23 protein-coding genes are annotated in these 26,732 nt (G+C 64.4%); 11 read left to right on the forward strand and 12 right to left on the reverse strand.

What is annotated here, in order from left to right:
• Position 1 precedes the first annotated feature (1 nt).
• Genes DDZ14_RS12940 through DDZ14_RS12955 form a run of 4 tightly spaced genes read right to left on the reverse strand, consistent with a single transcriptional unit; the run spans position 2 to position 4,309 of the window.
• Positions 2-814, reverse strand: a complete 813-nt coding sequence (locus DDZ14_RS12940; RefSeq protein WP_109425406.1) for an enoyl-CoA hydratase family protein — start codon at positions 812-814, stop codon at positions 2-4.
• The gene (locus tag DDZ14_RS12945; protein WP_109425407.1) at positions 811-1,266 is read right to left on the reverse strand and encodes a MarR family winged helix-turn-helix transcriptional regulator; all 456 of its coding nucleotides are present in this window, start codon (positions 1,264-1,266) and stop codon (positions 811-813) included. The genes DDZ14_RS12940 and DDZ14_RS12945 overlap by 4 nt, the downstream gene beginning before the upstream one ends.
• A gap of 11 nt (positions 1,267-1,277) precedes the next feature.
• The gene (locus DDZ14_RS12950) at positions 1,278-2,018 is read right to left on the reverse strand and encodes an SDR family NAD(P)-dependent oxidoreductase (RefSeq protein WP_109425408.1); all 741 of its coding nucleotides are present in this window, start codon (positions 2,016-2,018) and stop codon (positions 1,278-1,280) included.
• Positions 2,015-4,309: a bifunctional salicylyl-CoA 5-hydroxylase/oxidoreductase gene (locus DDZ14_RS12955; RefSeq protein ID WP_109425409.1), complete on the reverse strand. Its 2,295-nt coding sequence runs from the start codon at positions 4,307-4,309 to the stop codon at positions 2,015-2,017. Before DDZ14_RS12955 ends, DDZ14_RS12950 begins: the two co-directional genes overlap by 4 nt.
• A 253-nt stretch (positions 4,310-4,562) precedes the next feature.
• Between DDZ14_RS12955 and DDZ14_RS12960 the strand changes: the two genes are divergently transcribed.
• Positions 4,563-5,000: a GFA family protein gene (locus DDZ14_RS12960; protein ID WP_109425410.1), complete on the forward strand. Its 438-nt coding sequence runs from the start codon at positions 4,563-4,565 to the stop codon at positions 4,998-5,000.
• 20 nt (positions 5,001-5,020) lie between these two features.
• On the opposite strand, the gene DDZ14_RS12965 is transcribed toward DDZ14_RS12960, so the two are convergent.
• Together DDZ14_RS12965 and DDZ14_RS12970 are read right to left on the reverse strand one after the other, a co-directional pair.
• On the reverse strand, positions 5,021-5,449 hold the full coding sequence (locus DDZ14_RS12965) for a GFA family protein (RefSeq protein WP_109425411.1): 429 nt from the start codon (positions 5,447-5,449) through the stop codon (positions 5,021-5,023).
• A 150-nt stretch (positions 5,450-5,599) separates the two neighbouring features.
• Positions 5,600-6,700 (reverse strand): PleD family two-component system response regulator, encoded by a 1,101-nt coding sequence (locus DDZ14_RS12970; RefSeq protein ID WP_109425412.1) that lies wholly within the window; start codon positions 6,698-6,700, stop codon positions 5,600-5,602.
• A 498-nt stretch (positions 6,701-7,198) separates the two neighbouring features.
• On the opposite strand from DDZ14_RS12970, the gene DDZ14_RS12975 reads away from it, so the two are divergent.
• Positions 7,199-8,272 (forward strand): PleD family two-component system response regulator, encoded by a 1,074-nt coding sequence (locus tag DDZ14_RS12975; protein ID WP_158275524.1) that lies wholly within the window; start codon positions 7,199-7,201, stop codon positions 8,270-8,272.
• Positions 8,273-8,276: 4 nt separating this feature from the next.
• Here DDZ14_RS12975 and DDZ14_RS12980 read toward each other — a convergent pair whose 3' ends face one another.
• Positions 8,277-8,981: an acyl-homoserine-lactone synthase gene (locus tag DDZ14_RS12980; RefSeq protein ID WP_109425414.1), complete on the reverse strand. Its 705-nt coding sequence runs from the start codon at positions 8,979-8,981 to the stop codon at positions 8,277-8,279.
• A gap of 653 nt (positions 8,982-9,634) precedes the next feature.
• Here DDZ14_RS12980 and DDZ14_RS19405 point away from each other — a divergent pair.
• Both DDZ14_RS19405 and DDZ14_RS12990 read left to right on the forward strand, forming a co-directional pair.
• Positions 9,635-10,015 carry a hypothetical protein gene (locus DDZ14_RS19405; protein WP_146193139.1) on the forward strand — a complete coding sequence of 127 codons (381 nt, stop codon included), beginning with the start codon at positions 9,635-9,637 and terminating at the stop codon, positions 10,013-10,015.
• Between the two features lie 114 nt (positions 10,016-10,129).
• Positions 10,130-11,563 carry a cell wall metabolism sensor histidine kinase WalK gene (locus DDZ14_RS12990; RefSeq protein WP_109425416.1) on the forward strand — a complete coding sequence of 478 codons (1,434 nt, stop codon included), beginning with the start codon at positions 10,130-10,132 and terminating at the stop codon, positions 11,561-11,563.
• An 8-nt stretch (positions 11,564-11,571) separates the two neighbouring features.
• Here DDZ14_RS12990 and DDZ14_RS12995 read toward each other — a convergent pair whose 3' ends face one another.
• Positions 11,572-12,330: a Crp/Fnr family transcriptional regulator gene (locus DDZ14_RS12995; protein WP_109425417.1), complete on the reverse strand. Its 759-nt coding sequence runs from the start codon at positions 12,328-12,330 to the stop codon at positions 11,572-11,574.
• 206 nt (positions 12,331-12,536) lie between these two features.
• Here DDZ14_RS12995 and DDZ14_RS13000 point away from each other — a divergent pair, with 206 nt between their 5' ends.
• The 6 genes from DDZ14_RS13000 to DDZ14_RS13025 all read left to right on the forward strand — a co-directional run bounded on the left by DDZ14_RS13000 (position 12,537) and on the right by DDZ14_RS13025 (position 22,639).
• Positions 12,537-13,244: an ABC transporter ATP-binding protein gene (locus DDZ14_RS13000; RefSeq protein WP_109425436.1), complete on the forward strand. Its 708-nt coding sequence runs from the start codon at positions 12,537-12,539 to the stop codon at positions 13,242-13,244.
• Positions 13,241-15,616 carry an ABC transporter permease gene (locus DDZ14_RS13005; RefSeq protein ID WP_233252574.1) on the forward strand — a complete coding sequence of 792 codons (2,376 nt, stop codon included), beginning with the start codon at positions 13,241-13,243 and terminating at the stop codon, positions 15,614-15,616. The genes DDZ14_RS13000 and DDZ14_RS13005 overlap by 4 nt, the downstream gene beginning before the upstream one ends.
• A 4-nt stretch (positions 15,617-15,620) precedes the next feature.
• Positions 15,621-16,853, forward strand: a complete 1,233-nt coding sequence (locus tag DDZ14_RS13010; protein WP_109425419.1) for an efflux RND transporter periplasmic adaptor subunit — start codon at positions 15,621-15,623, stop codon at positions 16,851-16,853.
• A gap of 173 nt (positions 16,854-17,026) precedes the next feature.
• Positions 17,027-20,260 carry a PAS-domain containing protein gene (locus DDZ14_RS13015; RefSeq protein ID WP_158275525.1) on the forward strand — a complete coding sequence of 1,078 codons (3,234 nt, stop codon included), beginning with the start codon at positions 17,027-17,029 and terminating at the stop codon, positions 20,258-20,260.
• A 215-nt stretch (positions 20,261-20,475) separates the two neighbouring features.
• Positions 20,476-22,125 carry a PAS domain-containing sensor histidine kinase gene (locus DDZ14_RS13020; RefSeq protein ID WP_109425421.1) on the forward strand — a complete coding sequence of 550 codons (1,650 nt, stop codon included), beginning with the start codon at positions 20,476-20,478 and terminating at the stop codon, positions 22,123-22,125.
• 112 nt (positions 22,126-22,237) lie between these two features.
• Entirely contained in the window at positions 22,238-22,639 is a 402-nt protein-coding gene (locus tag DDZ14_RS13025) for a response regulator (RefSeq protein ID WP_109425437.1), read from the forward strand.
• On the opposite strand, the gene DDZ14_RS13030 is transcribed toward DDZ14_RS13025, so the two are convergent.
• From DDZ14_RS13030 to puuE, 4 genes are all read right to left on the reverse strand, one after another.
• Positions 22,630-22,998 (reverse strand): Hpt domain-containing protein, encoded by a 369-nt coding sequence (locus tag DDZ14_RS13030; protein WP_109425422.1) that lies wholly within the window; start codon positions 22,996-22,998, stop codon positions 22,630-22,632. The two genes, DDZ14_RS13025 and DDZ14_RS13030, sit on opposite strands and share 10 nt — an antisense overlap.
• A gap of 14 nt (positions 22,999-23,012) precedes the next feature.
• Positions 23,013-23,984 (reverse strand): PleD family two-component system response regulator, encoded by a 972-nt coding sequence (locus DDZ14_RS13035; protein ID WP_109425423.1) that lies wholly within the window; start codon positions 23,982-23,984, stop codon positions 23,013-23,015.
• Positions 23,985-24,249: 265 nt separating this feature from the next.
• Positions 24,250-24,753 (reverse strand): ureidoglycolate lyase, encoded by a 504-nt coding sequence (locus tag DDZ14_RS13040; RefSeq protein WP_109425424.1) that lies wholly within the window; start codon positions 24,751-24,753, stop codon positions 24,250-24,252.
• Positions 24,750-26,171 (reverse strand): allantoinase PuuE, encoded by a 1,422-nt coding sequence (gene puuE / locus DDZ14_RS13045; protein WP_199221340.1) that lies wholly within the window; start codon positions 26,169-26,171, stop codon positions 24,750-24,752. The genes DDZ14_RS13040 and puuE overlap by 4 nt, the downstream gene beginning before the upstream one ends.
• Before the next feature lie 146 nt (positions 26,172-26,317).
• Between puuE and uraH the strand changes: the two genes are divergently transcribed.
• Complete coding sequence (gene uraH, locus DDZ14_RS13050) at positions 26,318-26,671, forward strand: hydroxyisourate hydrolase (protein ID WP_109425439.1); 354 nt, start codon at positions 26,318-26,320, stop codon at positions 26,669-26,671.
• Positions 26,672-26,732 lie beyond the last annotated feature (61 nt).

Raw genomic sequence — 26,732 nt, forward strand, 5'->3', positions numbered from 1 at the left:
TTCAGTTGCCTTCGAAAACCGGCTGCTCCCTGGCCACGAAGGCGTGGTAGGCACGTTCGAAATCCCGCGTCTGCATGCAGATCGCCTGGGCCTGGGCCTCGGCCTCGATGGCCTGTTCGAGGCCCATGTTCCACTCCTGGTTGAGCTGGGTCTTGGTGATGCCATGCGCGAAGGTGGGGCCGGCGGCCAGCCGGGCGGCCAGCGCCATCGCCTCCTCCTCCAGCGTCTCGGCGGAGTGGAGCGCGTTCCAGAAGCCCCAGCGCTCGCCCTCCTCGGCGCGCATGGCGCGGCCGGTATAGAGAAGCTCCGCCGCGCGGCCCTGGCCGATGATCCGGGGCAGCATGGCGCAGGCGCCCATGTCGCAACCGGCAAGCCCCACGCGGGTAAAGAGGAACGCCGCGCGCGTATCGGGCGTGGCCAGGCGGATATCGGAGGCCATCGCGAGGATCGCCCCGGCGCCCACGCAGACGCCCTCGACCGCGGCGATCACGGGCCGCGAACAGCCGATCATCGCCTTGATCAGATCGCCGGTCATGCGAGTGAAGGCCAGCAGCCCCTTCATGTCCATTTCCACCAGCGGGCCGATGATGTCATGCACATCCCCGCCGGAGCAGAAATTCCCGCCATTGGAGGTGAAGACCACCACATCCACATCTTCGGCATGGGCGAGGGCGCGGAACGTGTCGCGCAACTCGGCGTAGCTCTCGAAGGTCAGCGGGTTCTTGCGGTCGGGCCGGTCGAGCCGGATCACCCCGATCCGGTCCCGAAGCTGCCACTGGAAATGGTTGGGGGTGAAATTCGCGAAATCCGTCATGGTGCGGTCTTTCCTATCCGTTTCAGGATGTCCCTGAGCGTGTCGAGATCGTCCTCGGTCAGCCCGGCAAAGAGCTGGTTGACCTCGCGCTCGTGGTCGGCGGCGAGCGTGGCGAAGCGGCTTGTACCTGCCGCGGTCAGCGCGACATGCACCGTGCGCCGGTCGGTCTTCGAGCGGACCCGGCGCGCCAGCCCCTCCCGTTCCAGCCGGTCCACGACCGCGGTGGCGTTGCCGTTGGAGACCAGCAGGAAGCGCGACAACTCGGTCATTGTGACCGGCTCGCGACGGCGGTAGAGCGCGGCCATCACGTCGAACCGGGGCAGGGTGGTGCCGTGTTCGGTTCGCAGGAACTCCCTGAGGTGGCTTTCCGCGCCGCGCGTGGCGCCCAGCAGCCGGATCCACATCGTCAGCCGCCGCTTGGAGAGCGGGTCGTCGGTCCGGGTTTCTGCCATCCGCGCCCCCGTCACAGCTCGCCCCCCGCGATCGCGATACCCTGTCCGTTGATCCCCTCGCTGCCCGGCATCGTGAGCCAGAGCGCGGCCGCGACGACCTCCGACGGCTGGATGAGCCGGCCCTGCGGATTGACGCGCTCCAGCGCGGCGCGTGCGGCGGCGCGATCCTTGCCGGTGCGCTCCATGATGGTGGCGACCGAGCGGTCCGTCATCTCGGTCTCCATGAAGCCGGGGCAGAGCGCGTTGACGGTGATGTCGCGGCGCGCCACTTCCAGCGCGATGGATCGCACCAGCCCCAGGACCCCGTGCTTGGAGGCCGCGTAGGCCGAGGCATAGGCATAGCCCTTGAGCCCGGCGGTGGAGGCCACGGCGATCAGCCGGCCCCAGCCGTCCATCTGCGCCAGCCCGGCGCGGAAGGTCAGGAAGACGCCGGTCAGATTGACCGCGAGCATGGCGTTCCAGTCTTCCAGCGTGGTGCGTGCGAAGGGGGCGCTTTCGGCCGCGCCGGCATTGGCGATGACGATCTCCACCGGCCCGGCCTGCCGGAAGAGCGCCGCGACGCTATTCTCCCGCGTCACGTCGGCGGTGACGGCGGTGATGGCGTCGTGCGAGGCGGCGACGGCCTCCAGCGGTCCGGGCCTGCGTCCGGCGATGACGACCTCGGCGCCGGCCTCGGCAAAGCCGTGCGCCAGCGCCGCGCCGGAGCCCGTGCCGCCCCCGGTGATCAGAACCCTGCGCCCCGCGACGCTCATGCCCGGATCTCCTCTTGCTGGCGTTCGGCCAGGCGCATCGCCTGGTCCCGCCCGGCGAGATAGGGCAGCGGCCAGTCGCTGCCCGCGTCACCCAGCGCGATGGCTGCGTGATGGGTCCAGTAGGGATCGGCCAGATGCGGCCGCGCAAGACAGACCAGATCGGCCCGGCCCGCCATCAGGATCGAATTGACGTGGTCGGGCTCGTAGATATTGCCGACCGCCATCGTGGCGATCCCGGTTTCGTTGCGGATACGGTCTGAGAACGGCGTCTGGAACATCCGGCCATAGACCGGGCGCGCCTCGGTGCTGGTCTGCCCGGCGGAGACGTCGATGATATCGGCCCCGGCGGCGTGCAAGGCGCGGGCGATGGCGACCGCCTCCTCGGGCGTGACGCCCGCATCGCCCACCCAGTCATTGGCCGAAATGCGCACCGAGAGCGGCTTGTCGCCGTGCCAGGCGGCGCGCACCGCTTCCAACACCTCCAGCGGATAGCGCAGGCGGTTCTCCAGGCTTCCGCCATAGGCATCGCCGCGCCGGTTCGACAGCGGCGAGATGAAGGAGGAGAGCAGATAGCCATGCGCCGCGTGAAGTTCGATCATGTCGAACCCCGCGCGCCCGGCCATTTCCGCGGCCGCCACGAATTCCGCCGTCACTTGGTCCATGTCCGCTCGATTCATCGCGCGCGGCGTCTGGTTGCGCGGCGACCAGGGGATTTCGCTGGCCGACATCACCGGCCAGTTGCCCTCGGGCAGCGGCGCGTCCATCTCCTCCCACCCCAGTTGGGTGGACCCTTTGCGCCCGGAATGGCCGATCTGGCAGCAGATCTTCGCACCGGTTTCGCGATGTACGAAATCGGTGATCCGGCGCCAGGCGGCCTCGTGTTCGGGCGCGTAGAGCCCGGTGCAGCCCGGCGTGATCCGGCCCTCGGGCGAGACGCATGTCATTTCGGTCACGACGAGCCCCGCGCCGCCCTTGGCGCGCTCTCCCAAGTGTACGAGATGCCAGTCGGTCGGGCAGCCGTCCTCGGCCCGGTACTGCGCCATGGGCGAGACCACGATGCGGTTCTTCAACTCCATGCCGCGCAGGCGGAAGGGCGCGAACATCGGCGCACGCACCGGCGCGCTTTCCGGCATGCCCGCGCGGGTCTGGAACCAGCGTTCCGCGCCTTCCAGCCATGCCGGGTCGCGCAGGCGCAGGTTCTCGTGGCTGATCCGCTGGCTGCGGGTGAGCAGCGAATAGGTGAACTGGACCGGGTCGAGATCGAGATAGCGTTCGACATCCTCGAACCATTCCAGGCTGTTGCGTGCCGCGGATTGAAGGCGCAGAACCTCCAGCCGGCGTTCGTCCTGGTAGCGCTGGAAGGCGCGTTCCAGCGTCGGCTCGGAATGCAGGTAATCGGCGAGCGCGATGGCACTGTCGAAGGCCAGCCGCGTGCCCGACCCGATGGAGAAATGCCCGGTCGCGGCGGCATCGCCCATCAGGACGACATTGCCATGATACCAGCGCTCGCAGATCACCCGCGGGAAATTCATCCAGACCGCCGCGCCGCGCAGGTGGGCAGCGTTCGACATCAGCGCGTGGCCGTCGAGATATTCGACGAAGATCGTCTCGCAGGTGGTGACGATCTCTTCTTTCGACATCTCCGCGAAACCCCAGTTCTCCCAAATTTCTTGGGAGCATTCGACGATCACCGTCGCGGTCTCGGCGTCGAACTGGTAGGCATGGATCCACATCCAGCCATGTTCGGTGCGCTTGAAGATGAAGGTGAAGGCGTCGTCGAATTTCTGATGCGTGCCCAGCCAGATGAACTTGCAGTGGCGGATGTCGATATCGGGTTTGAAGACATCTTCGTATTCGCTGCGGATGCGGGAGTTGATCCCGTCGCAGGCCACGACCACGTCATAGGCATCGCGATACTCCGCGGCCGTGCCGAACTCCGTCTCGAAGCGCATCTCGACGCCGAGCGCCCGCGCGCGCTCCTGCAACAGCACCAGCATCTGCCGCCGCCCGATCCCCGCAAAACCGTGGCCGCCCGAGACGGTGCGCACCCCCTTGTGGATCACCGCGATATCGTCCCAGTAGGAGAAATGATCGCGGATCGCGCGGGTGCTTTCGGGGTCGTTGCGCCACATCCTGTCGAGCGCGTCGTCGGAGAGCACGACGCCCCATCCGAACGTATCGTTGGCGCGGTTGCGCTCCATCACCGTGATCTCGTGCGACGGGTCCCGCAGCTTCATGGAGATCGCGAAATAGAGGCCTGCCGGTCCGCCGCCAAGACAGAGTATCTTCATCGTCTAGCCCCTTGCGGTCATGTGTTTCGCAGAAGCAGGCTGCCAGAGGCGGGAATTTAATTCAAGTTTAAAATTTTAAACATGAAATAAACCCGTGCAGCCGGGAACGGGCCTAAAGTCGTAGATCGCGATCGCACAATGCCCCCGCCCGCTGTGCTAGACTGGCTACGGTTTTGGCCGTATTTTCGGGCCGGACCGCGTTCTTTGTACTCCAGTAAAACCAGTAGAGTGACCCGGAAAACAGGGGGGAGACATGTCCCATAGCTATGACGGCGGCTGCGATCACATCCACACGCGTGCCGAACATGACCCGATCGACAATCACACCTGCCATTGCTCGGTCTGCAAGCGCGTCACCGGGCAGGACACGACCCATGTGGTCTTCTTCAAGCATGGCGATGTCGCGGTGGATCATCCCGAGAAGCTGAACCGCCAGCCGTTCAACGACCAGAATCCGAACGGGCCGCTGGAGCTTTGCACCTGCGCCGATTGCGGCACGCCAATCATGCTCGACGACAAGCAGAGCCGGATCCGTGCCGTGGTGCCCAACCTGATGGGTTTCGGATCGTCGATCCCGGATGCGTCCTATCACGCCTTCTACGACCCGGCGACAGGCGAGCCCAAGCCAAATGACGGGCGACCGGTCCATGAAGGGCTGCGCCCGGATTTCGTCTGGCCCGAGCCGTCCTGAAGGGACGGCGCGCGGGCCGGCTATTCAGGCAGCATCTCGCCCGATCCGCCGAGTTCTTCGGGGAAGTCGCGCAGTTTGGGCAGGCCGTCGTGGATCGGCAGAACGGTCTGGGCGTAATTCACATGCACCGCCGGCGCGAAATCGAGCGTCGGCAGGGTGGCCGCGTAGACGTCGACCAGGCCGAATGTCGGGTGGTTGGTCAGAACATGGCCGCCGCACCGTGTGCAGTATTTGCGTTCGCTGGTTTCAGTCTTGCTGTAGCTGGCTAACGCGTCTTCGCCCTTCGTGACCTTCACCCTGTCGGGTTGCCAGAGCGTGAATGCGGTGACCGGCGCGGCCGACCAGGACCGGCAGGAGGCGCAGTGGCAATAGCCCATCGCCTCGGGGCTGCCGGTCGCCTCAACCTCCACCGCGCCGCAGAAGCATTGGCCTTTGTGTGTCTGTGACATGGATCGCTCCCCGGTTCGACTTGTCGGGCAAGCGTAGCACAGGCGGCCCGGTGCGGGCAGGGGAAACGCCCGCGCGCGTTCGGCGCGGCGCCGGTTCGGCCAGCGCCTGCGCGGTGGCACAGGTTGGCTTGCTCGTGGGTGGGGAACCGCCTAGCGGGTCAGCCGCCGGGTCTGCGCGTCCTCGACCATCAGGCGATCCTGGCCGGACTCGTCCATCAGGATCTCGTTGAGCAGCATCTTGTAGGACCGTTTCTTCAGCTTGCGCTGTTCCGCCGATTGCCGCTGGGCGCTGAGGAAGCTGCGGGGCAGGCTGCCGCGGTTCTGGCGTTCGGCCGTCTTGGCCTCGGCCTCCTCGATGACGCCATGTAGCAGGGACAACATTCCGGTGCGGCTGGCGCGGCGCAGCGGCACCTCCTCGCTGGCGGCGAAGACCAGCGCATTGTCGCCGCCGATCATCGTCGTGTACTTGCCCAGACGGCGCTCCAGATGCTGCTCGAGATCATAGGTGGATAGACGGAAGAGACTGCGCCGCAGGCACAGGAACAGCCCCGCGCCGCGATAGGAAATGCGGGTCTTGCCCGCCCCGGAACAATCGGAAATCGCGTGCGCCCCGTCGCGCAGCAGCGCGGTGAAGCCGGTCTTGTCGATGCCCGCAAATTCCCGGCTGCGGTCGGAGATCTTGATCGCCAGGATCGAGGAGGTCAGCAGCCGCATTCGGCCCAGTTGCAGCACGTAATTCTCGAAGGCGGTGTAGTCGAGCATGTTCGGCACATCGGAGAGAGGCAGCGGCTCGTCATAATCAAAACTGTAATCGTCCTTGAACATCCGGATCAGATCGTCCGCGCCGTGGAACTGCTGCCGGTCCTTCGATGTCTCGTGGATCCGCTTCTTGAGTTGCTGGAGACGCTGGATCATCTCCTCGATGTTGAACGGTTTGATCAGGTAGTCGGACGCCCCGTAGGAAAACGATTTGTCGATATAGGATTGCTGCGACATCGCCGTGACCATCATGATCGGCGTCGTCTTGTATTCCTCGCGCTCGCGGATGTTCCGGAGGATCGCGATCCCGTCCATTTCCGGAATCTGGATATCAAGCAAAACCGAATCGAAGGGCTCTTCGGCCCCGTTCAGATGCTCCAGCGCATCGCGGCCCGACACGGCCACTTGAGTATTCGTAAAGCCTGCACAGCGCAGCGCTTCTGTAATCAATTCACTCGCATCACGATCATCTTCAACCACCAGGATTCTCATGACTCGTTCCCTTATACTGACCGGCAAAGCAATCTTCGAGATGTCGAAGCGCGGCCCAATTTCCGTGCTCCGCAGCCTTGTCCGGCTTTCCCACTGAACCAGAGAGTAGTTTGCCACTGTGCCGTTTGGATGGCCCCAATATGTAATAACTTGGATGCGCAGGGGCTGCGAGCTGTGCCATGTATCTGTAATCGCGCAACAATGAGCCGGCGTCGCACGGTATTGGTCATGGATCGCGGCTCTTGCGGCTGCGGTTCCAGGAAAACGGGTCGGATGGGGCTTCGAAATGAGCGTTCGGGATGCAGCAGGAACCCCCGTGATTCCGCCGGAGAAAGGCCAGCGGATGCCATGGTCGTGCCCCGTTGTGTTCACAATTATTGAATAGTTTTGGGTTGTGAACGTGCATTGGCTCCTGTTCGCGTCCGGTCACCAGCCGGTATGGGGCAAACGGGTAATGACTGGGCGTCCTGCGGGCTGTCTCTACCAGGGTGAATGTCGATGAAGATACTCGCGGTTGACGATGATCTCATGATCCTTGACCTGCTTCGGGAGGCGATGGCCGCGATTGGCGAGCACGAGGTCGAAACCGCGTCTTCCGGCGAAATGGCGATCGAGCTCTTCCGCAAGAAAGGTTCCTATTACGACTGCTTCCTGCTGGACATCCAGATGCCCGAGACCGACGGCATCGAGGTCTGCAAGACGATCCGGGCCACGCCGGGTTACAAGCGTACGCCGATCATCATGGCCACGGCAATGTCGCAGAAAGCCTATATCGAGCGCGCCTTTGCCGCGGGGGCCACGGATTACGTCGTCAAGCCATTCGATTTCGGCGAGTTGAACACGCGGCTGCGCACCGCCGCGAAGATCGCCGAACAGCGCATGGACAAGATCGAGATGGGCAACAATGCCCGCTCCATCCAGGAGGTGCTGAACCGCAATCTGAGCCACAGCCTGGAGGAGCCATTCGAGATCCAGGGCGTCGAGCGTCTGGTGGGCTATGTTTCCTTCGAGAATTTCGTCCTTACCCTTCCGCTGGGCTCGTTGCTGTCCTCGTCGCTCTTTGCAGTCAAGATCGCGAATGTCGACAAGATCTACGCGGCCACGACGCCGGTGCAGTTCCGCCGGATCATGACCGATGTGGCCGAGGCGATTACCGATGCGACCGAGGCGGATGGCAACCTTTTCTCCTATCGCGGCAACGGCATATTCCTGTGCCTTCGGCAGTCGGGTGGGGCCGGAAGCCTGGAGGATCTGGAGAAGGAGCTGAACCGCGCGCTGAGTGGAATCGTGGTGCATTCCGGGACCGAGCAGCGGGGCGAGCCATTGAAGTTGCGCATCGTCGTCGGGTCGGCGGCGTCGCTCCAGATCATCAACAAGCCCGGCTCCTTCCGCAAGGCCACCAGCCATGTCGAGAAGCGCTGCGATCGCATAAGGCAACTGGACGACCCGTTCGGCCAGGACTCCGATCCGTTGCGTGAGGATAACGCCCGGTTGCAGCAAAAGCGCAACGCCTATGAGGCGCTCCTCAAGGACTGCCTGGACGATTCAGTGCGCGACATCCAGCGGGGATGATCCGTCAGACCTTGTGATGGGCCGGTGCGCATTGCGGGGATTGCGTGGAGCTGCGCCGGCCGTAATCCGACAAATCGGACCTGGCGTTGCGGGCGGGAGCCTCGCCCTTGGCCTCGCCGCGTCTGTCTCCGGCCGGCTTCAGGTGCATCAGCGCGACCTGGGTTTTCCAGCCCTCGATATCCATGACCGGACCGGCCGGTTCGGCTTCCAGCCCCAGACGCCCGATCCAGCGCGACCAGACCGCCGGAACCAGCCCGAGCACAGTCCTGGCGCCAAGCTCGCGCGCGGCTTCGATCATGCCGTGCATCATCGCGGCCTGTACGCGGGTGCGCAGGCGCGCGGGAACCGAGTTGACCACGAAAACGCGCGAGGACTCCCAGATATCCGGATCGACCGGGGCCTCGAAATTCAGCAGGTTCCGCGGGATCGTGTCGATCATCCCCTTCTGCGCGTCGCGGATCATGTAGCTGTACATGCCGCATTTCGCGATGGTCGGGGTCAGGCGGATGCCCGCCAGGACCGTCTCGCCCTCATGCACCGCGACCCAGCGGCTGGCCGGGTTGTCATACTGGTCGTATTCCATGCCCTCGGCCTGGGGCAGGGCCCAACTGTTCTTGTCGATAAAGGCGTTCTTGCGCGCCTTCAGGAGATTGACGAGCAACTCCCCATGCCTGTGCATGTTCTGAAACGAAAGCGTGGTCGTTTCCATATTCTCTCCAATTCGCGGTGCCCTGCGCAGATGCGCGGCTGCCGCCTTTCACTCTCGATCCGGCCCGGTTCGGGCTGAAGCCTGCGCCCGGTTTCGGGTAAGCCTTACACAAGATTACAGAAAAATACAGCCTGCGGTTGCCAAATTCCCGGATTTCGGGATCAACCTGCAGGCTGACCTTCTGCGATGCGAATTGTTTCGGATTTCATGCGCCCTCTGCCGACTGTGTTTCTTTGCCCAGCACAGAAAGCCACAAAGCACTGCGGTTATCCACATTTTTGTCCACAATTTTGCGTGAAATTGTCATGTGTTGCGAAATAGTTGGCAGGCAGAAGGCCGGGATGCGCCGATCTCGGTTCGATCCCTGTCGGATCACAATATATTGTGTAGCCCGCCAGGCCGGTGGCTGGCGGGGCGTCGGGCGCGAATGCACGGCGACGCGCCTCCCGCGGCGATTCGCCACCCTCCGCCGAGAGCACCGGGCGGGGTCACGGTGCCTGTCCATAAAATGTCCAGAATCCAACAAAGAAGAACCACATGGAGCCGGATGATTGGTCATGTGGGAAGCTGCGATTCAGGGCATGTCTGCCGATGTCCGGAAGCGACCCGCGTACGCAACAGCGTGGCAGGCAAGGACAGCGCGGGGGACGGACATGTTCAGCTATCATGCCTCATTCAGCATACGCGGCGAAGTTGTCGCCATCCTTCGCCGGCACGAACCTGACGAACATCTTCTGGTTGACATTACCGCTCCCGGTCCGGTCGAGGAGATGGCTCTTCGGGGATTTGTGCCGCGCACGTCGTTTTCGATCCGCGACGCGGTGCAGATGGAACATTTCGAGAATCAGGTTTCGCCAGGCGATATAATCGAAGCTGAGGGTGCGTTTTGGCAAACAAACTATTTCTTGCATGGAAACAGTTTGGTCGATACGTCCTTCGTGATTTCCAGCTTCTCAGTCCTGGAACGGCATCCGCGCTCCGTGGTGCGGATTGTTCCTTTCCTCGATGTTCCACCGGCCGGCAGAGTTCACTGATCCACGACGCGGGATTCGCAAAACCATCAGAACTCGGCCACGCGTCCGCCGCATTCGGTTAGTAAACTTAAGCCGCGATGCGGCCAGAAAGGCCGTGATTTCAAAAGGTGGGACGTGACTGACCAGGCATCCAGCGGCAATCCACTGATCAGGTGGAAAGCGATCGAAGCCCTCAAGCACGGGCTCCGGGCGAGCGGCATTCTGAGCCGCCGCGACACGATGTCGGTGGCTGCCGAAGCGCAGCGGCTGGAGCGGCAGCTCAAGGATTTCGTGCAGGGCAGCCGATCGCTCTTCTGGACCCGGCAGGGCATGTATATCGGCGCGGGCCTGCTGACGGCGTTCTACTATGATCCCTTCCTGGCCATCTTCTGCGTGGCGCTTTGCCAATTGACCGAGTTCCTCGACAACCTTGTCTCCGCGCACGTTATCAGCTGGCACGGCGGCAGTTACAGGCAGGCCCGGAAGTTCCAGTCGCATCTCACCATGACGTCCACGCTGAGCGCGATAGCCGTGGCGCTGTTCGCGATCCTGGTGTCGCACCTGGAGGGACCGGGTTCCCATTTCACGCCGCTCTTCTTCCTCTTTGCGGCGGGGCTTTTCGCGGCGATGAACAATCACCAGCTCCCGAAGGTTCTGCTGGCCCGGTTGGTGGTCTACGGTTTCGTCTTCCTCTACATTCCTGTCCGCGATCTGCTGGTCGTGAGGCCCCCACTCGACTCGGAACTCTGGTTGCAATTCGCGACCGTGCTCTTCGTTCTGAGCTTCATCGTCTACTGTTCGATGATCTTCCTGAAGCTCTATCGCGAGGGGCTGGACAACCTGGACGAAATCCGGCTGGAGCGCGACCGCGCGCGCGCCGCCTATGAGGTGAAATCGCAATTCGTCTCGGTGGTCAGTCATGAGCTGCGCACGCCGCTGCACTCGATCCTCGGCTCGCTCAGCATGCTCAGCAACGGCACCTTCGACAACGCGCCCGACCGTGCGGCGAAGGTGATGACCATCGCCTACAAGAACAGCAAGCGACTTTCGAACCTGATCAACGACCTGCTCGATCTTCAGAAGATCGAGTCCGGGCAGATGGAATATGACTTCTCTCCGACCCGGCTGGACGCGGTGCTGGTCGAGGCCGTGGAATCGCTCGGCGGTTTCGCCGCGCAATCGGGCATCAAGCTGAAGGTTCGCGAACTCGGCGACGACCTCGTGGCGCTGATCGATCAGGACCGGATCCAGCAGGTTCTGACAAATCTCCTTTCCAACGCGGTCAAGTTCTCCAAGCCCGACGGCAAGGTCGAGGTGTCGATGGCGCGCGGGGCGGGCAAGGCCCATATCCGCGTGCGTGACTACGGTATCGGCATTCCCGACGGGTTCCGCGAAAAGGTGTTCGAGAAATTCGCGCAGATCGACAGTTCCGACGATCGGTCCTACGAGGGGTCCGGCCTTGGGCTGAGCATCGCCGAGCAGATCGTCGCGGCGCACGGCGGCACGCTCGATTACGAAAGCGAACTGGGAAAGGGCACAACCTTCACGCTGAGCCTGCCGCTCTGCTGAAGCCCGGCTCAGACCTCCGCCGGGAGGATTTCCGAAAGCAGTCTGGCGAAGTCGAGATCGGCCACCGCGCTCAACGCTTCGCGGTCGTGGATGACGACGTTGGTGTGATCGCTGGTCTCGATCATCCCCTCGCGCGCGAGGCGGCGCAGGATCCGGCAGACATGGACCGACGACAGACCGGTCAGATCGCCAATCTGATGCTGTGTCAGCGGAACGTGATAGGCATGCTCGGTGTGGCAGTTCCTGGCGCAGAGACGCGCGCAAAGCTCCAGCAGCAGATAGGCGACCCGGACCGAGGCGCTGCCCCGCCCCAGCCTGAGCATCCGTTCTGCCCTGCGGGCTTCGGCCGCCGCCGTCAGCCTGGCGATATATTGGGAAAGGTCCGGTGAGGTAGTCAGCATGTCCTGCCAACTCGCCGCGTCGATGACGGAGAGCTTGACTTCGGTTACGGCATCGATCCCGTAGGTGGAACTCCACCCGTCTCCGGAGGCGGCGAGGATGGCGTCGCCGGGCAACACGATGTCGATGGTCTGGCACTGTCCGTCCGCAAGAGATTTGCTGAGTGCCACCCAGCCATGCTGAAGCCAGATGAAGGCTGGAACGTTTCCGCCCTCATGCGCGATCCCGGTGCCCGCGAGATACGTGCGCTGACCGCGCTGCAGCAGGTCCGCAAGCGTCTGGCGCGCGGTGCCGCTGGCCTTGAGCAGCAGCGGGATCTGCGGCTGGGCCGGGACCGGATGGTCTTGGCTGCGCATGGTAACGGTCATTCGGTCTCTCCCCCGTTGGCAGGGCGCGGTCGCGCTCGTTTGTTCTTCATTAGATGGGCTGTTTCCAGCCGAAACCAATGCGCAAAGTGCATGAAGGCATGGTGTTCCGCCTTGATCAGGATCAAGCCGCCAAGCCCGTCGGGGTTTGAGCGAAGTCAATGTCAATCCGGGTGCCGCGCGGCTATAGCTGGCGCATGGAGGGCCGCATGCCGGAGCGCGTATTCAGAACCGAGGGCCTGACCAAGGTCTACGACACCGGCGGCGTGCAGGTGCATGCGCTGGCCGGGGTCGATCTGGAGCTTTTCGCGGGCGAGCTTGCGGTTCTGCTGGGCCCTTCCGGCAGCGGCAAGTCGACCCTTCTCAACATCCTGGGGGGGCTCGACCACGCCAGCGACGGGCGGGTCTGGTTCCGCGATCTGGAGCTGACGGGGCTGGGCGACCGGGGGCTCACGCGGTTCCGGCGCGATCATGTCGGCTTCGTCTTCCAGTTCTACAATCTCGTGGCCAGCCTGAGCGCGCGGGAGAACGTGCAGCTCGTCACCGATGTCTCGCGCGATCCGATGCGTCCCGAAGAGGCGTTGGAGCAGGTCGGTCTCGCCCACCGAATGGATCATTTCCCGGCCGAGATGTCGGGCGGGGAACAGCAGCGTGTGGCGATCGCGCGGGCCATCGCCAAACGGCCCGAGGTGCTTCTCTGCGACGAGCCGACGGGCGCGCTCGACAGCAAGACCGGGGTGCAGGTGCTGGATGTTCTACGCGAGGTGAACGAACGCCTGGGCACCAGCACCGTTGTCATCACCCATAACGCCGCGATCCGGAAGATGGCCCATCGCGTGGTTTATTTTCAGGACGGCCGCATCAAACGCGTCGAGGTGAACGAGACACGCCTCGCCCCGGCCGAGATTTCCTGGTGAGACCGACGATGGACGCGCTCGACCGCAAGCTTCTCAGGGATTTCCGCCGGCTCTGGGCGCAGGCCCTGGTGATTGCGCTGGTTCTGGCCTGCGGCGTGGCGATCCTTCTGACCACTTTCGGTATGTATGGCGCGCTCGAAGAAACCCGTGCAACCTATTATGAAAGAAACCGTTTCGCCGATATCTTCGCCGATGCGCGGCGCGCGCCGGCGAGCCTCCTGCCGGTGATCCGCGGCATCGACGGCGTCAGATCGGCGGAAGCGCGCGTGGTGGAGGCGGCGATCCTCGACATCCCCGGACGGACGGCGACGGCGACGGGCCGGATCGTGTCGCTGCCACGCGGCGGGGCGCCGGAGTTGAACCTGCCGGTCCTGGTCGCGGGCCGGCTGCCCGACCCGGAAGCCGCCGACGAGATCGCGGTCAACGCGCCCTTCGCGGCGGCCAACGGCTTTCGTCCCGGAGACCGGCTCTCGGCCAATCTCAACGGGCGCAAACGGGCGCTGACCATTACCGGCACGCTTCTCTCGCCCGAATTCATCTACACGATCGGGCCTGGCGCACTGGTGCCCGACAGTGCGGGCTTCGGGATCCTCTGGATGCCCGAACGCGCGGTGGCGGCGGCCTTCGACATGGAGGGCGCATTCAACAACGTCACGCTGAAACTCGACCCTTCGGCCACACAGGCGGATGTCATCGACCGGCTGGACGTTCTGCTGGAACCCTATGGCGGCTTCGGCGCGCAGGGGCGCGACCTTCAGCAGTCCCACGCTTTCGTCGATGCCGAGATGCAGCAGTTGCGCAGCACGGCAATGGTGCTCCCGCCGATCTTCTTCGCCATCACGGCCTTTCTTGTGAACATGGTCATCGGCCGGATCATCGCGCTGGAACGCAGCGAGATCGGCCTTTTGAAGGCGATCGGCTATTTCGACGCAGAGATCTGCATCCATTACCTCCTTCTGGCGGTTCTGATCGCGGCTGTTGGAACCGGGCTCGGATGGGCCGTGGGAACATGGCTTTCCCGCGCTTTGGCAGGGCTTTATGCCGAGTTCTTCGACTTCCCTTTCCTGATCTACCGCGCCAGTTTCGCGGCTTACGCGATCTCCGGCCTGCTGGCGGTGGCCAGCGCCGCGCTCGGCGCCCTGCACTCGGCGCTCAAGGCGGCACGGATGCCCCCGGCGGTTGCCATGACGCCACCCGCGCCGCCGCGCTACCGAAGCAGCCTCTTCGACCGCGCGCTGGCGGCGATGCGCGTCTCGCAGCCGGTTTTGATGATCTTCAGGGGTCTGCTGCGCTGGCCCTTAAGATCGGCGCTCTCGGCGCTCGGCATGGCGCTGGCGGTGGCGGTTCTGGTGGCGGCGGGGTTCTTCACCGATGCGCTCGACACGATCGTGGACAAGGCGTTCTACCAGTCAAACCGGCAGGATGCGGTGCTGAGCTTCACCGAGGAGGTGCCGGAAGCCGCGTTGGAGGCGGTGGCGAACCTGCCGGGCGTGTTGCGGGTCGAGGGGCAGCTTTTCCATGTCGCGGTGCTGCGCAACGGCCCGCATGAGAAACGCGTGCCGCTGGAGGGACGGTATCCCGGTGCCGATCTCTCGCGCGTGGTGGACGAGGCCGGGCGGCGTGTCGATGCTCCGCCCGGCGGCATCCTGCTGGCGCGGCGTCTGGCGCGGCAACTCGACGTGCGGCCCGGTGAGATGATCGAGGTGGCGTTCCTGAGCGGCCGGCGTGAGACGCAGCGGTTGCGCGTCAGCGGCACGATCCGGCAGTATTTCGGCCTGGGCGCCTATATGGACGCAGGGTTTCTCAACGCGCTCAACAGGCAGGCCCCGCGCATCTCGGCGGCCAATGTCACGCTGGACAGCGCCGCGCTGCCCGACTTTCATGGGGCGCTCAAGGACATTCCTGCGCTGAGCGGGATCACGATGATGGACGATGTGCGCGGCTCCTTTCAGGAAACGATACGCAAGAATGTCACGATCATGACGACGATCTACATCACCATCGCAGTTCTGATCACTGTGGGCGTGGCCTATAACGGGGCGCGCATCCAACTCTCCGAACGGGCGCGCGAATTGGCCAGCCTGCGCATCCTCGGCTTCACGCGGGGCGAGGTCTCCTTCGTGCTGATGGGTGAGTCGATGCTTCTGGCCTTGATCGCACAACCCTTCGGCTGGATGATCGGGGCCGGGATCGCGGCGCTTATGACGTCCGGATTTACCAGCGATCTCTATGCGATACCGCTTGTTCTTGAACCGGCGGCCTTCGCGCGGGCAAGCCTGATCGTGCTGGTCGCTGCGCTGGTCTCGTCGCTGATCGTGCGCCGGCGGCTCGACCGGCTGGATCTGGTCGCCGTGATGAAATCGAGGGAGTGAGGCAATGCCCCTGAAGATGCGCAACATCGTGCTGGGCGTGGCAGGCGCCGGGGTCGTGGCGGCGCTCGCGGTCGTGGCCTTCCGCCCGGATCCGGTGCCGGTGGACCTGGCGCAGGTGTCGCGCGGCGCGATGCAGGTGACGATCGACGCCGATGGCGAGACCCGCATTCGCGAGGTCTACGAGGTGGCCGCGCCTGTCGCCGGCATGGCGCAGCGCGCGCCGGTCCGGGTGGGCGACACGGTCGCCGCGGGCGAGACGGTGGTCGCCATCGTCAGGCCATCGGTTCCCGGTTTCCTCGACACCCGCAGCCGCATCCAGGCCGAGGCCGCGGTGCGCGAGGCGGAGGCCAGTCTGAGCGTCTACCGGAGCCATGTCCGCCAGGCCGAGGAAGACCTGGCCTATGCTCGAAGCCGGTTCGAGCGCAGCCAGGAACTGGTGCGCCGCGGCGTCGCTTCCGAGACGCGGCTGGAGGACGCCGCACAGGAACGGGCGATCAAGGAGGCGGCCTATGACGCGGCACTTTCGGGGCTTGAGATGGCGGAGAGCGCGCTCGACCGGGCGCGCGCGGCGCTCATCGAGCCCGATCCCGCCGGCGGCGCCGATGACGGGACCTGCTGTGTGGAACTGATCGCGCCGGTTGATGGAAGGGTGCTGGAGATTGACACGATCAGCGAGCGTCCGGTGGCCGCGGGTACACGGCTCGTTTCGGTCGGGCGGCCCGACGACCTGGAGATCGTCGCCGATCTTCTCTCCACCGACGCGGTGCGCCTGGCGACCGGCGCCGAGGCAAGCGTCGAGCGCTGGGGCGGCGAGGGCGCGCTCAGCGCCCGGCTGCGCAGGGTGGAGCCGCGGGCCTATACCAAGGTCTCGGCGCTCGGCATCGAGGAGCAGCGCGTCGATGCGATCTTCGATCTGGTCTCGCCGCCGGAAGACCGGCCGGGCCTGGCCCATGGATTTTCGGTTTTCCTGCGGATTGTCGAATGGCGGGCCGATGACGTGGTGCATGTGCCGCTGAGCGCGGTCTTCCGCCGCGGCGACGGCTGGGTGGTGTTCCTGGCCGAAGACGGCCGGGCCCGCGAGATGCCGGTCCGGATCGGCCGGCGCAACCGGGAGAGGGTGCAGGTACTCGACGGCCTTGCAGAGGGACAATCGGTGGTCGTGCATCCCGGCGACGGAGTGGCGGACGGTGTTCGGGTTGTCGACCGTGAGCGGCTTTCCACCCCGGCGGGCGGTTGAAGCGCTTCGGTCTTTCACGTGCGGAACGCTGAGGCACGTGGTCAGCGCGTGGGTGTGCATTCCGCATCTGCGCCGGGTCCCTGTCTGTTCGGGGCTGGACTGAGTGGCAAGACATCTTATGGTAGAATATAAGACGTTATGACCGGGAAGTTCGGAACGGGTCGCAGAATATGATGGAGCGCGCGCTAAGCGCGATCATGGGCAGGAAACATTACCTCTATTACGGGGTTATCGCTGGCCTGGTCCTTGTGGCCGCGGTGATGACCGAGGAGTGGCGGCGCGCGGAACTGCGCGACGAGGAGCGGGAAGTCGTGCGCGAGCAGATCGAGGCGGTTCGGGCCGCATTGCAGGCGCAGATCACCGACAAGGAACTGATGACCCGCGGCCTGACCGCGGTGCTGGAGGTTCAGCCCGAAATCAGCGCGGCCGAGTTCGCTCATATCGCGCGCAATCTGCGGCAGAACAACCCGACGATCATCAACATGGCGTTCCTGTCCGATTACGTCGTGCGCTATGTCTACCCGCAGGAGCCGAATGCCGGCCTTATCGGTACCGATCTGCGTCAGATCCCGGAGCAATTTGCGGCCGCCCGCCAAGCCGTGGACTTGGGGCGCCCGGTTATCGACGGCCCGGTCGAGTTGATTCAGGGCGGCAGCGGCTTCATAATCCGCGCACCCGTGGCACGGCCGGGTCCGCGAGGCCAGCCGGCCGGGATGGTGTCAGTGGTTTTCGACGCGGATGAGCTATACGAAATGGTCGGCTTGCTGAAGCAGGATCTGCCTTGCGACCTGGCGATCAGGAAGGTTGGCGCAGACGGCTCTACGGAGGCCGCGTTCTTCGGCGATGACGCGGTCTTCGCGTCAACTCCTCAGGTCGTGGAACTGGCGCTGCCGGCGCGGGTCTGGCAAATCGCAGCCGTGCCGATAGGCGGCTGGAATGCGAATATGGGCTCCTTCCTGCCGCTCAGGCTGGGCTTCCTGGTACTTGGCGCGGGCGCGCTCCTGGTCTTCGCGAACCTGCGCAAGCAGTATCTTGGCCGGGCGCGCGCGCAATCCCGGCTGACGACGGCAGTGGAGAGCCTGGCGGACGGTTTCGTGCTCTTCGATGCCGAGGACAGGCTCATCCTGAGCAACAGCAAGTACCGCGACCTGCACAGCAAATGCGCCGACGCCATCGTGCCCGGCGCGCGATTCGAGGATTTCCTGCGCGTCGGTCTGCAACGCGGGCAGTTTCCCGATGCCGAAGGGCGGGAGGAGGAGTGGCTGGCCGAGCAACTCCGCCCGCCCGGCGAGGAGCCGACCCATTACGAGATCGCGCTCTCGGACGGGCGCTGGATGCGCATCCTTGAGAAGCGTACCCCCGAGGGCGGGCGCGTCGGGTTGCGCATCGACGTGACCGATCAGGTCGAAAGCCGCCTGCGCGCCGAAGCCGCGGAGGCCGAGGCGCGCCTGGCCCGCGCGCAGCTTGTGGCTGCAGTTGAAACTCTGCCCGACGGGTTCGCGCTCTATGATGCCGAGGACCGGCTGGCGCTCTGCAACAGCAAGTACAAGGAAATCTACGACCGCAGCGCCGAGGCAATAACGCCGGGCGCGCGCTTCGAGGACATTCTCCGGTTCGGGATATCGGTGGGACAGTATCCTGACGCCATCGGACGGGAGGAGGAGTGGGAGGCCGAGCGGCTTGCCGAGCACAGAGCCGCCGCATCCACGTTCGAGGAGCATCTGGCGGACGGGCGCTGGTTGCGGATCATCGAACGACCAACGCCCGATGGCGGGCGCGTGGGGCTGCGCGTCGACTTGACCGAGCAGGTGGAAAGCCGGCGGCGCGCGGAACGCGCCGAACAGCGGCTGCGGGACGCGATCAACGCCCTGCCGGCGGGGTTCTGGCTCTTCGACGGGGACGGACGGCTGGTGATGTTCAACGACTTCTTCTGCGAACTCTACGAGGTCAGCGCGCCCGCCGTGCGCATCGGCGCCACGTCAGAAGAAATCCTGCGCTACGGGTTGGATCTCGGCGAATACCCGGAAGCCGTCGGACGGGAGGAGGAATGGCTCTCGGAAGTGCAGGGCCGCTTCGCCTCGGGCGACTGCGAATGGGAGTACCCGCTGAGCAACGGCCGCTGGATCCGGTCCTACAACCGGTCGACCAGCGAAGGCGGGCTCGTGGGCATTCGCGTCGATGTCACCGCGCTGAAGCGCCAGCAAACGGAACTGGAGGAAACCAACGCCGATCTGCGAATGGCGCTGACCGCCCGCGACGCCGCCCAGAAGCGGTTCTTCGACATCGCGGAAATCAGCACCGACTGGATATGGGAGCAGGACCGGCACCTGCGGTTCACTTATGTATCCGAGAGTTTCGAGAAATGCACGGGTCGCGCCGGCACCAGCATTCTGGGGCACACGCGCGAAGAGGTGTTCGCGGATGTCCCGGATGTCTGGGAGAGTGCGGATTGGGACTGGCTGCGCGCCATGCTGGCGGCATACGAACCCTTCGAGAATTTTGTCTACCGCGCTGGCGGCACGGCAGAGGAGGGCCGCTGGGTGCGCATCAGCGGGGCGCCGGTCTTCGACGAAAAGGGCGAGTTCAATGGGTACCGCGGTGTGGGCGGGGATGTCTCGGTGCTCTACAACGCGATGCATGCGGCCGAGGCGGCGAACAAGGCCAAGACCGAGTTCCTGAATGTCATGAGCCACGAGCTGCGCACGCCGCTGACCGTGATCTTGGGCTACAATGCGTTCCTCTCGAAGCCCGATCTGTTGCCATCGGTGCAGGCGCTGAAGAAGGGGATTGCCGCCGGCGCTGCGGATACGGCGGAGGATCTGGCGGCGACCGTGACCGACGAGATCGCCCGGTATGCCGAGAAGATGAACCTGTCGGGCCAGCATCTGCTGACCCTGATCAACGACATGCTGGATCTGGCCAAGATCGACGCGGGCAAGATGGAGCTCCAGCGCGAGACGGTCGCGCTCGACGACATGGTGGCCACCGTCCTTGAACAGCTCGGCCAGAGTGCGGCGGAAAAGGGGCTCGCGCTTGAGCAGCAAACGCATGGCGAAGAGGTGAAGGCCGACGCGACGCGGTTGCGGCAGATTCTCATCAATCTGATCGGAAATGCGATCAAATTCACCGAATCGGGGCGTATCACCGTGCAAACCGCCAATTCGGGTGGCAAGGTGTCCGTCACCGTGGAGGACACGGGCCGGGGCATTTCCGAAGACCAGAAGGAGTCTATTTTCGAGCAATTCCAACAAGTTGACTCATCTGGCAGCCGGGCGGCCGGCGGCACCGGTCTGGGGCTCACGATCACCCGCTTTCTGGTGGAACTGCATGGCGGGCGCATCTCGGTGGATAGCACGCCGGGGAAGGGCAGCCGCTTCACATTCACACTGCCCGCCGCGTCTGGCTGACCCGGTGTGCCGCCCTGCGCGCTCACGCGTCCTCACAATTCGGTTACCCTGGCCTTCGTACCGCCAATAGTGGCCGACCAGCACAATTTTTCCCTTATTCTTCCCTTCAAATAGCCAGTTGTCGGCCCATACCCTGCGCGTGACCCCGCGAATTCGGTCTTGCGATGTGACGACTGCGGGATTCCGTGCTGAAACAAGAATGAAGAAGGCGGAAGATGACAGTGAAGAGTTTTCCGGCACTTGTTGCTTTGTCGGCCTCGCCCGGCCTCGTACATGCGGCGGGAATTGAGGGGCCGGCGGCGGGAGGCATGGCGGGGCTGACCGAATGGGTGATGTGGCTGCTCGTCGTGGCGCTTTTGCTGGTCTCGCTGCGCCGCGGCTCGGAGGCGGTGCGGCTCAGAAAGAAGCTCCTGCGCGGACAGGAGCTTGAACTGGCCTTCCGCGAGCAGGCGCTCAACGAGCACTCGATCGTCAGCACGACCGACAAGGACGGCAATATCATCGAGGTGAACGACAAGTTCGTCGATGCGTTCGGCTATAACCGCGAGGAACTGCTCGGCAAGCCGCACGGAATGGTCTATCCCGGCGGCGATCCGGTTCTGTTTGACGAGATCGCGCGCGCCACACTGCGCGGTGACATCTGGTCCGGCGAGACCCAGATCGTAAAGAAGGACGGGTCCATCGCGCTGACCCAATGCACCGTGGTCCCGATGTTCGACGAATACGGAAACCACCTGAAGAACATCTCGCTGCGCACCGATGTCACACGCGATCGCATCTCGCGCGCGCAGCAGCAGTTGACGAGTTGTCTGGAGATGCTTCCCGACGACGTCTACGTGTTCGAGCCCGACAGTCTGAGATTCGTGTATATCAACCGCTCGGGCTTGCGCCGGCTTGGGTGGAGCGCGGAGGAATACCGCAATAAGACCGTCCTCGACACCACGCCCAACCTCGACGAGCGGATATTCCGCAGCATGCTGGCGCCGCTGATTGCGGGGGACATCCCCTCGCTGCAATCGGAGACGACCTATCGCGGCCGTCCGATCGAGGCGCATCTGCAGATGATGGAGACAACCGACCGGAAATGCCGGGTCGTGGCCGTTTTCCGAGACATTTCCGACCGCAAGGCGGCGGAGAAGGCACGTCGCGAGTTCACCGCGATGGTCAGCCACGAACTGCGTACGCCGCTGACTTCGATCAAGGGGTCGCTGCGGCTCCTGCTCTCGGGCTCCGCCGGGGCGCTTCCGGAAAATGCGCTTTCCATGCTGCAGATTGCGGATGGCAACAGCGACCGGCTCATGGCGCTTGTCGACGACATTCTGGACCTGGAGAAGATCGACGCCGGGCAGATGGACTTCACGATGGAACCGATCGAGGCCGGCGAGCTTCTGACGGAGGCGCTGGACGCCTATCGCGGCTATGGCGCGGAGTTCGGGGTCGAGTTCAAGGGCCGCGGTCTCGACCAGCCGATCCATATCCACGGCAACCGCGAACGCCTGCTTCAGGTGATGGGCAATCTGCTCTCCAACGCGGCCAAGTTCTCTGCCTCCGGCGACAGTGTCGAGGTGTCGCTTGTTTCGCAAGGCGACATGGCGCGTATTGAGGTTCGCGACAACGGTTCCGGCATACCCGAGAAGGCGCGGGCCACGCTCTTCGACCGGTTCACCCAGTTCGGTGGCGAAAAAGGCGGCGGACCGCGGGGCACCGGGCTGGGTCTGAGTATCGTGAAGGCGATCGTGGACCAGCATGGGGGGCGCATCGACTTCCGTTCCGAGACTGGCAAGGGCACGACTTTCTTCGTGGACTTGCCGCGCACGGACAACAAGGATTCCGGCCGCATGCGGGCCCGGACCCAAGCCGCGTGACTGCGACATCTTTGCATGTGTATCGAACTGATTTGGCGTGGTTCTGGCGTTTCATCTCGCGCATCGGCTGTGCTATCTTTCCCTCGGGGCAAGAGCGGAGACGCAGGCACAGGTGACGGAACTCAAAAAAATTCTGCATGTCGAGGATGAACGCGACATCAGGGAGATCGCACGCATGTCCCTGGCCGTCGTGGGCGGCTTCGATCTGGAACAGTGCGGGTCCGGCGACGAGGCGCTGGAACGGGTACGGGATTTCGGCCCGGACCTGATCCTCATGGATGTCATGATGCCCGGTATGGATGGCGAGACGGCGATGGACCACATCCGCGCGCTGGACGGTTTCGGCCGGACACCGGTGGTTTTCATGACGGCCAAGGCGTCAAATGCGAATGTCGATCTGCTGCGCGAGAAGGGCGCAGCCGACGTCATAACCAAGCCCTTCGACCCGATCGCGCTGCCGGAGCAACTACGGGAAATCTGGCGCGGTCTGGCGGGTGCGGCCGTTCAGGTCTGATCGCCGGGGGGGAGCGCGGCTTCCATCTCGCACAGCAGGCGCTCGATCAGATCGTCGATCTCCGCGGTCATCCCGGCGGGCGCGCCGGCAGAGAGCCATTCGTCGACGTAAGAATCGACCTCCCGCGCGCGGTCTCCGATAGGCTCGAATCCGATGGTGGCGGCATAGCCCACCAGCCTGTGCGCGCGCTCGCGGATGCCGCGCAACGCGGTCTCGCGGGACTCCGGCTGGCTGGCGCTCTTCCGAAGCTCCTCGATCTCCAGGATCTGCGTGTCCAGTGTCTCGACGAAGCGCGCCCGGACTTGCAGGATGGCTCTGGACAGTTCGTCCTCTTTCGCCGTCGCTCCGAAGCTTTGCATCGGTTATGTCCCTCTCATCCGTTCACGGCGCTTCGCGCCGGCATTCCGGTCGATGACCCGTCGCTCCCCCGTCCGGCGACCGAGTCCTGTGCCTTGGCGAGCAATTCCCTGGGTGAGCTTGAAAGCAGGCTCGTGCCGATCTGATCGCCCACTGCGATGGTAACCGGCATCGGGCGACCGTCGTCATGGGTCAGTCCGATCCCGTCGATCGTGAGCTGAAGTTCCCATCGCAGCTCCTCAAGCGAGATCGGGTTGCGCCGGGGCAGGGTCGCCACGAAGATCCCGTTCCCGAAATAGGCCATCAGGAACTGTGCCTGCTTGAGATGGCTGGCGATCGCATCGGCCACATCGGTGAGCATGTAATAGAACTCGACCGCGGTCGAGGCGCGGTAAAGCGCCTCGGCATTGACGATCCGGAATCCGATCGCGGCCATGCCGTACATCCGGCCCCGCGATAGTTGCAGAAGGTAGTTTTCCAGCACCAGCGCACTGACGGTGCCCGGGACGTCTTGAATCTCCACTGCCGCGGGCAACTCGAATCGACTGGCGGTCTCCACCTGGTCCTTCAGGATATCGACGGCGAGTGCCTTATCATTCAGCGCCCGCTGCTCGCCCACCATGATTGAGGCGACGCGGATGCGTGCGGCCAGTTCGGTTCCGTCGAAGGGTTTGGTGACATAGTCCGTCGCGCCCGCGCCGAAGGCGGCGTCGATATAGGTTTTTTCGCGCATGCTGGTCAGCATGATGATCGGCGTGTGCCGGTAGGTCCTGATGGCGCGGATCAGCGATACCAGTTCGATCCCGTCGGTTCCGGGCATCTCGATGTCGAGGAGGAAGCAGTCGAACGGCTCCTGGGCCTGTTTGATCAGGTCCAGCGCCTCGGGCGCGGAGCTTGCGGTGTGAACCTCGTCATGGCCCATAACCGCAAGAGACGCCTTCAGCAATTGAAGTACGGCATCCTGATCATCGACTGCAAGAATCTTCATCTCGTCTCCGAAAACTCGTCAGTATATTGCCTCGTCGCGCCCCTGTTCGCGTGTTTGTTCCTGTTTTCTTCTTTGTTGCGTCTCTTGTTAACTTTCTACCACAGATTGCAGTGCAGTTAGACATTTTTGGGGCGGTGGGCGTGAATTTTCCGGCCGGGACCGGTTTTCAGGTCACAATGCATGAGTTCCAGGTGATCTATCCGGGATAACGCACTGGGAAAAAATGGCAATCCATGGAAACCGGCAGGCGCGGGGCCATAGTCCGTCAGGTTCGATGGCCGGTCCCCTTGGTGATCGTGAAAGGTGTCTCGAACCAGTGTTCTTCCAGGTTCGCGCCTTCCCCGATCCGGTCCACCACGGCGTAGAGCCCCGGCCCGTCGAGCGGCGCAAGCACCCCGTGCCAGACCCCGCGATGCATGTTGACCGACTGGCCGGGCCCGGCGATGAAGGCACGTGGCGTGCCGGGCCGCCCGCCCGCATCCTCCGCGGCGACGACCAGGAAGCGCGACTGGCTGACCGGAATGAAGGCCTGGCTGCCCAGCGGATGGCGTTCCATCAACTCCAGCCGGTAGGGCAGGCTGCACAATTCGGCGTCGAACAGGCTGATACCGGCCCGGCCCTCTGCGACATCGATCCGGGCCAGGTCGTGATGGCGGCCGCATCGGCCGCCGTTGATCAGCTTGTCGGGCCGGGGTTTCAGCGCGATCACGTCGCCGAAGGCGGCGAAGTCGCGGGCGGTCAGCGGCGTGGCGCGGATCGTGCGGGTCATGCAGGCAACATCTCCGACAGGCGCAGCTCGGCGATGCGTTCGACCTGCCGGCAAGCCTCGTCGAATTCCGTCTCGGCGTCGTTCTCGAGCCGCCGGCGGAAGGACGCGAGGATGCTGGCCTTGGAATAGTCGCGCACCGCGACAATGAATGGGAAGCCGAACTTGCGCTGATAGGCGTCGTTGAGCCGGGAGAACTCGGCGCGCTCGGCATCGGTGAGCGCATCGAGGCCCGCGCCCGCCTGTTCGGCGCTGGAGGCGGCTGTGAGCCGCCGCGCCTGCGCCAGCTTTCCGGCCAGGTCGGGATGCGCGCGCAGCACGTCCAGCCGCTTGGCATGGCCCGCCGCGCGGAAGGCGCGGGCCATCGCATGGGCGAGCCCCGCCGCGGTGTCATGGGCCGGTCCCAGCTCCAGCGCATGGGCATCCTCCGCGACCCAGGGGGAATGCTCGAAGACGCCGCCGAAGCGGTCCACGAAGGCATCCCGGTCCATCGCGGCAGGACGCATTGCGTGCGGCCGGGCGGGATGTTCGGCCTGCCAGTGTCGCGCGATGTCGATGCGCCGGGCGAACCAGACGGCTTCTTGCGCGGCGGCGTATTCCATGAACCGGCGCAGCGCGGCGGCGCGCCCCGGACGCCCGGCGAGCCGGCAATGGAGCCCGACAGACATCATTTTCGGCCGCCCCGCCACGCCCTCGGCATAAAGCGTGTCGAAACTGTCCTTGAGATAGGCGAAGAACTGGTCGCCGGAATTGAAACCCTGCGGCGTGGCGAAACGCATGTCGTTGCAGTCGAGCGTGTAGGGAATGACAAGCTGGTCGCGCCCACCGGCGCGCACCCAATAGGGCAAATCGTCGGCATAACTGTCGGCGACGTAGTCGAACCCGCCTTCCTCGGCGACCAGATCGACCGTCCGGGTTGAGCAGCGCCCGGTGTACCAGCCGCGCGGGCGCGTGCCCGTGACCTCGGTATGCAGGCGCACGGCTTCCTGCATATGGGCGCGCTCCTCCTCGGGCGAGAAGTCCTTGTACTCGATCCATTTCAGCCCGTGGCTGGCGATTTCCCAATCGGCGTCCAGCATGGCGCGCGTCTGTGCGGGGCTGCGCGCCAGCGCGGTTGCCACGCCATAGACCGTGACCGGGATGCCCATGCCGGTGAAGAGCCGGTGGAGCCGCCAGAACCCGGCCCGCGCGCCGTATTCGTAGATCGATTCCATGTTCCAGTGGCGCTGGCCCGGCCATGGCGCGGCGCCGACGATCTCGGACAGGAACGCCTCGGAGGCCGCGTCGCCATGCAGCACGCAGTTCTCGCCGCCTTCCTCGTAATTGATGACGAACTGGACGGCGATCCGCGCCCCGCCGGGCCAGCTCGCGGCGGGTGGCTCGGCCCCGTAGCCATGCATGTCGCGCGTGTAGCGTGTCACTTCGTCTCTCCCGGCTTTGGGACTGTCTATAGCAGTGCCATGCTGACGACTTTCCCGAAATCTTTGAAGGAGCTATTGCACATTTTTCGGTGGCGTGCGGGCCGGGGCGGGGCATGATGGCCCGGAAATCCTGCGAGGAGCGCGGCATGCCCGGCTATCTGACCACCCATGTACTCGACACTGCGACGGGGAAGCCTGCCGCTGGCATGGCCATCACGCTCTACCGGCTGGAGGCCGAAGCGCGGCGGCAGATCTGCCGTGTGGTAACCAATGACGACGGCCGGACCGACGGCCCGATCCTGCCGGAGGCGGCGTTCGAGACGGGCAGCTACGAGTTGGTTTTCCATGTCGGCGACTATCTCGACGCGGCGGGTGTGGCGGGGGAGCGGCCGCGGTTCCTCGACCTGGTGCCGCTGCGTTTCGGAATGGCGGAGGCCGCGCATTACCACGTGCCGCTGCTGCTGTCGCCCTATGGCTATTCGACCTACCGGGGAAGCTGACACGGCGGACGGGACGCGGCCATTCTTCGCCATTTCTTGAAACTGCCGGGCGGATTCCGCC

The organism is Maritimibacter sp. 55A14 (assembly GCF_003122205.1).
Classification (GTDB): domain Bacteria; phylum Pseudomonadota; class Alphaproteobacteria; order Rhodobacterales; family Rhodobacteraceae; genus QEYE01.

What these genes read in the sequence shown, in the direction of transcription:
- DDZ14_RS12945 (WP_109425407.1), bottom strand. Translation starts at nt 1,266, where the DNA reads ATGGCAGAAACCCGGACCGACGACCCGCTCTCCAAGCGGCGGCTGACG.
- DDZ14_RS13020 (WP_109425421.1), top strand. Translation starts at nt 20,476, where the DNA reads ATGACAGTGAAGAGTTTTCCGGCACTTGTTGCTTTGTCGGCCTCGCCC.
- DDZ14_RS13030 (WP_109425422.1), bottom strand. Translation starts at nt 22,998, where the DNA reads ATGCAAAGCTTCGGAGCGACGGCGAAAGAGGACGAACTGTCCAGAGCC.
- uraH (WP_109425439.1), top strand. Translation starts at nt 26,318, where the DNA reads ATGCCCGGCTATCTGACCACCCATGTACTCGACACTGCGACGGGGAAG.
- DDZ14_RS12970 (WP_109425412.1), bottom strand. Translation starts at nt 6,700, where the DNA reads ATGAGAATCCTGGTGGTTGAAGATGATCGTGATGCGAGTGAATTGATT.
- DDZ14_RS12960 (WP_109425410.1), top strand. Translation starts at nt 4,563, where the DNA reads ATGTCCCATAGCTATGACGGCGGCTGCGATCACATCCACACGCGTGCC.
- DDZ14_RS12980 (WP_109425414.1), bottom strand. Translation starts at nt 8,981, where the DNA reads ATGGAAACGACCACGCTTTCGTTTCAGAACATGCACAGGCATGGGGAG.
- DDZ14_RS13000 (WP_109425436.1), top strand. Translation starts at nt 12,537, where the DNA reads ATGCCGGAGCGCGTATTCAGAACCGAGGGCCTGACCAAGGTCTACGAC.
- DDZ14_RS12965 (WP_109425411.1), bottom strand. Translation starts at nt 5,449, where the DNA reads ATGTCACAGACACACAAAGGCCAATGCTTCTGCGGCGCGGTGGAGGTT.
- DDZ14_RS12950 (WP_109425408.1), bottom strand. Translation starts at nt 2,018, where the DNA reads ATGAGCGTCGCGGGGCGCAGGGTTCTGATCACCGGGGGCGGCACGGGC.
- DDZ14_RS13035 (WP_109425423.1), bottom strand. Translation starts at nt 23,984, where the DNA reads ATGAAGATTCTTGCAGTCGATGATCAGGATGCCGTACTTCAATTGCTG.
- DDZ14_RS13015 (WP_158275525.1), top strand. Translation starts at nt 17,027, where the DNA reads ATGGAGCGCGCGCTAAGCGCGATCATGGGCAGGAAACATTACCTCTAT.
- DDZ14_RS13010 (WP_109425419.1), top strand. Translation starts at nt 15,621, where the DNA reads ATGCCCCTGAAGATGCGCAACATCGTGCTGGGCGTGGCAGGCGCCGGG.
- DDZ14_RS12995 (WP_109425417.1), bottom strand. Translation starts at nt 12,330, where the DNA reads ATGACCGTTACCATGCGCAGCCAAGACCATCCGGTCCCGGCCCAGCCG.
- DDZ14_RS13040 (WP_109425424.1), bottom strand. Translation starts at nt 24,753, where the DNA reads ATGACCCGCACGATCCGCGCCACGCCGCTGACCGCCCGCGACTTCGCC.
- DDZ14_RS19405 (WP_146193139.1), top strand. Translation starts at nt 9,635, where the DNA reads ATGTTCAGCTATCATGCCTCATTCAGCATACGCGGCGAAGTTGTCGCC.
- DDZ14_RS12955 (WP_109425409.1), bottom strand. Translation starts at nt 4,309, where the DNA reads ATGAAGATACTCTGTCTTGGCGGCGGACCGGCAGGCCTCTATTTCGCG.
- DDZ14_RS12940 (WP_109425406.1), bottom strand. Translation starts at nt 814, where the DNA reads ATGACGGATTTCGCGAATTTCACCCCCAACCATTTCCAGTGGCAGCTT.
- DDZ14_RS12975 (WP_158275524.1), top strand. Translation starts at nt 7,199, where the DNA reads ATGAAGATACTCGCGGTTGACGATGATCTCATGATCCTTGACCTGCTT.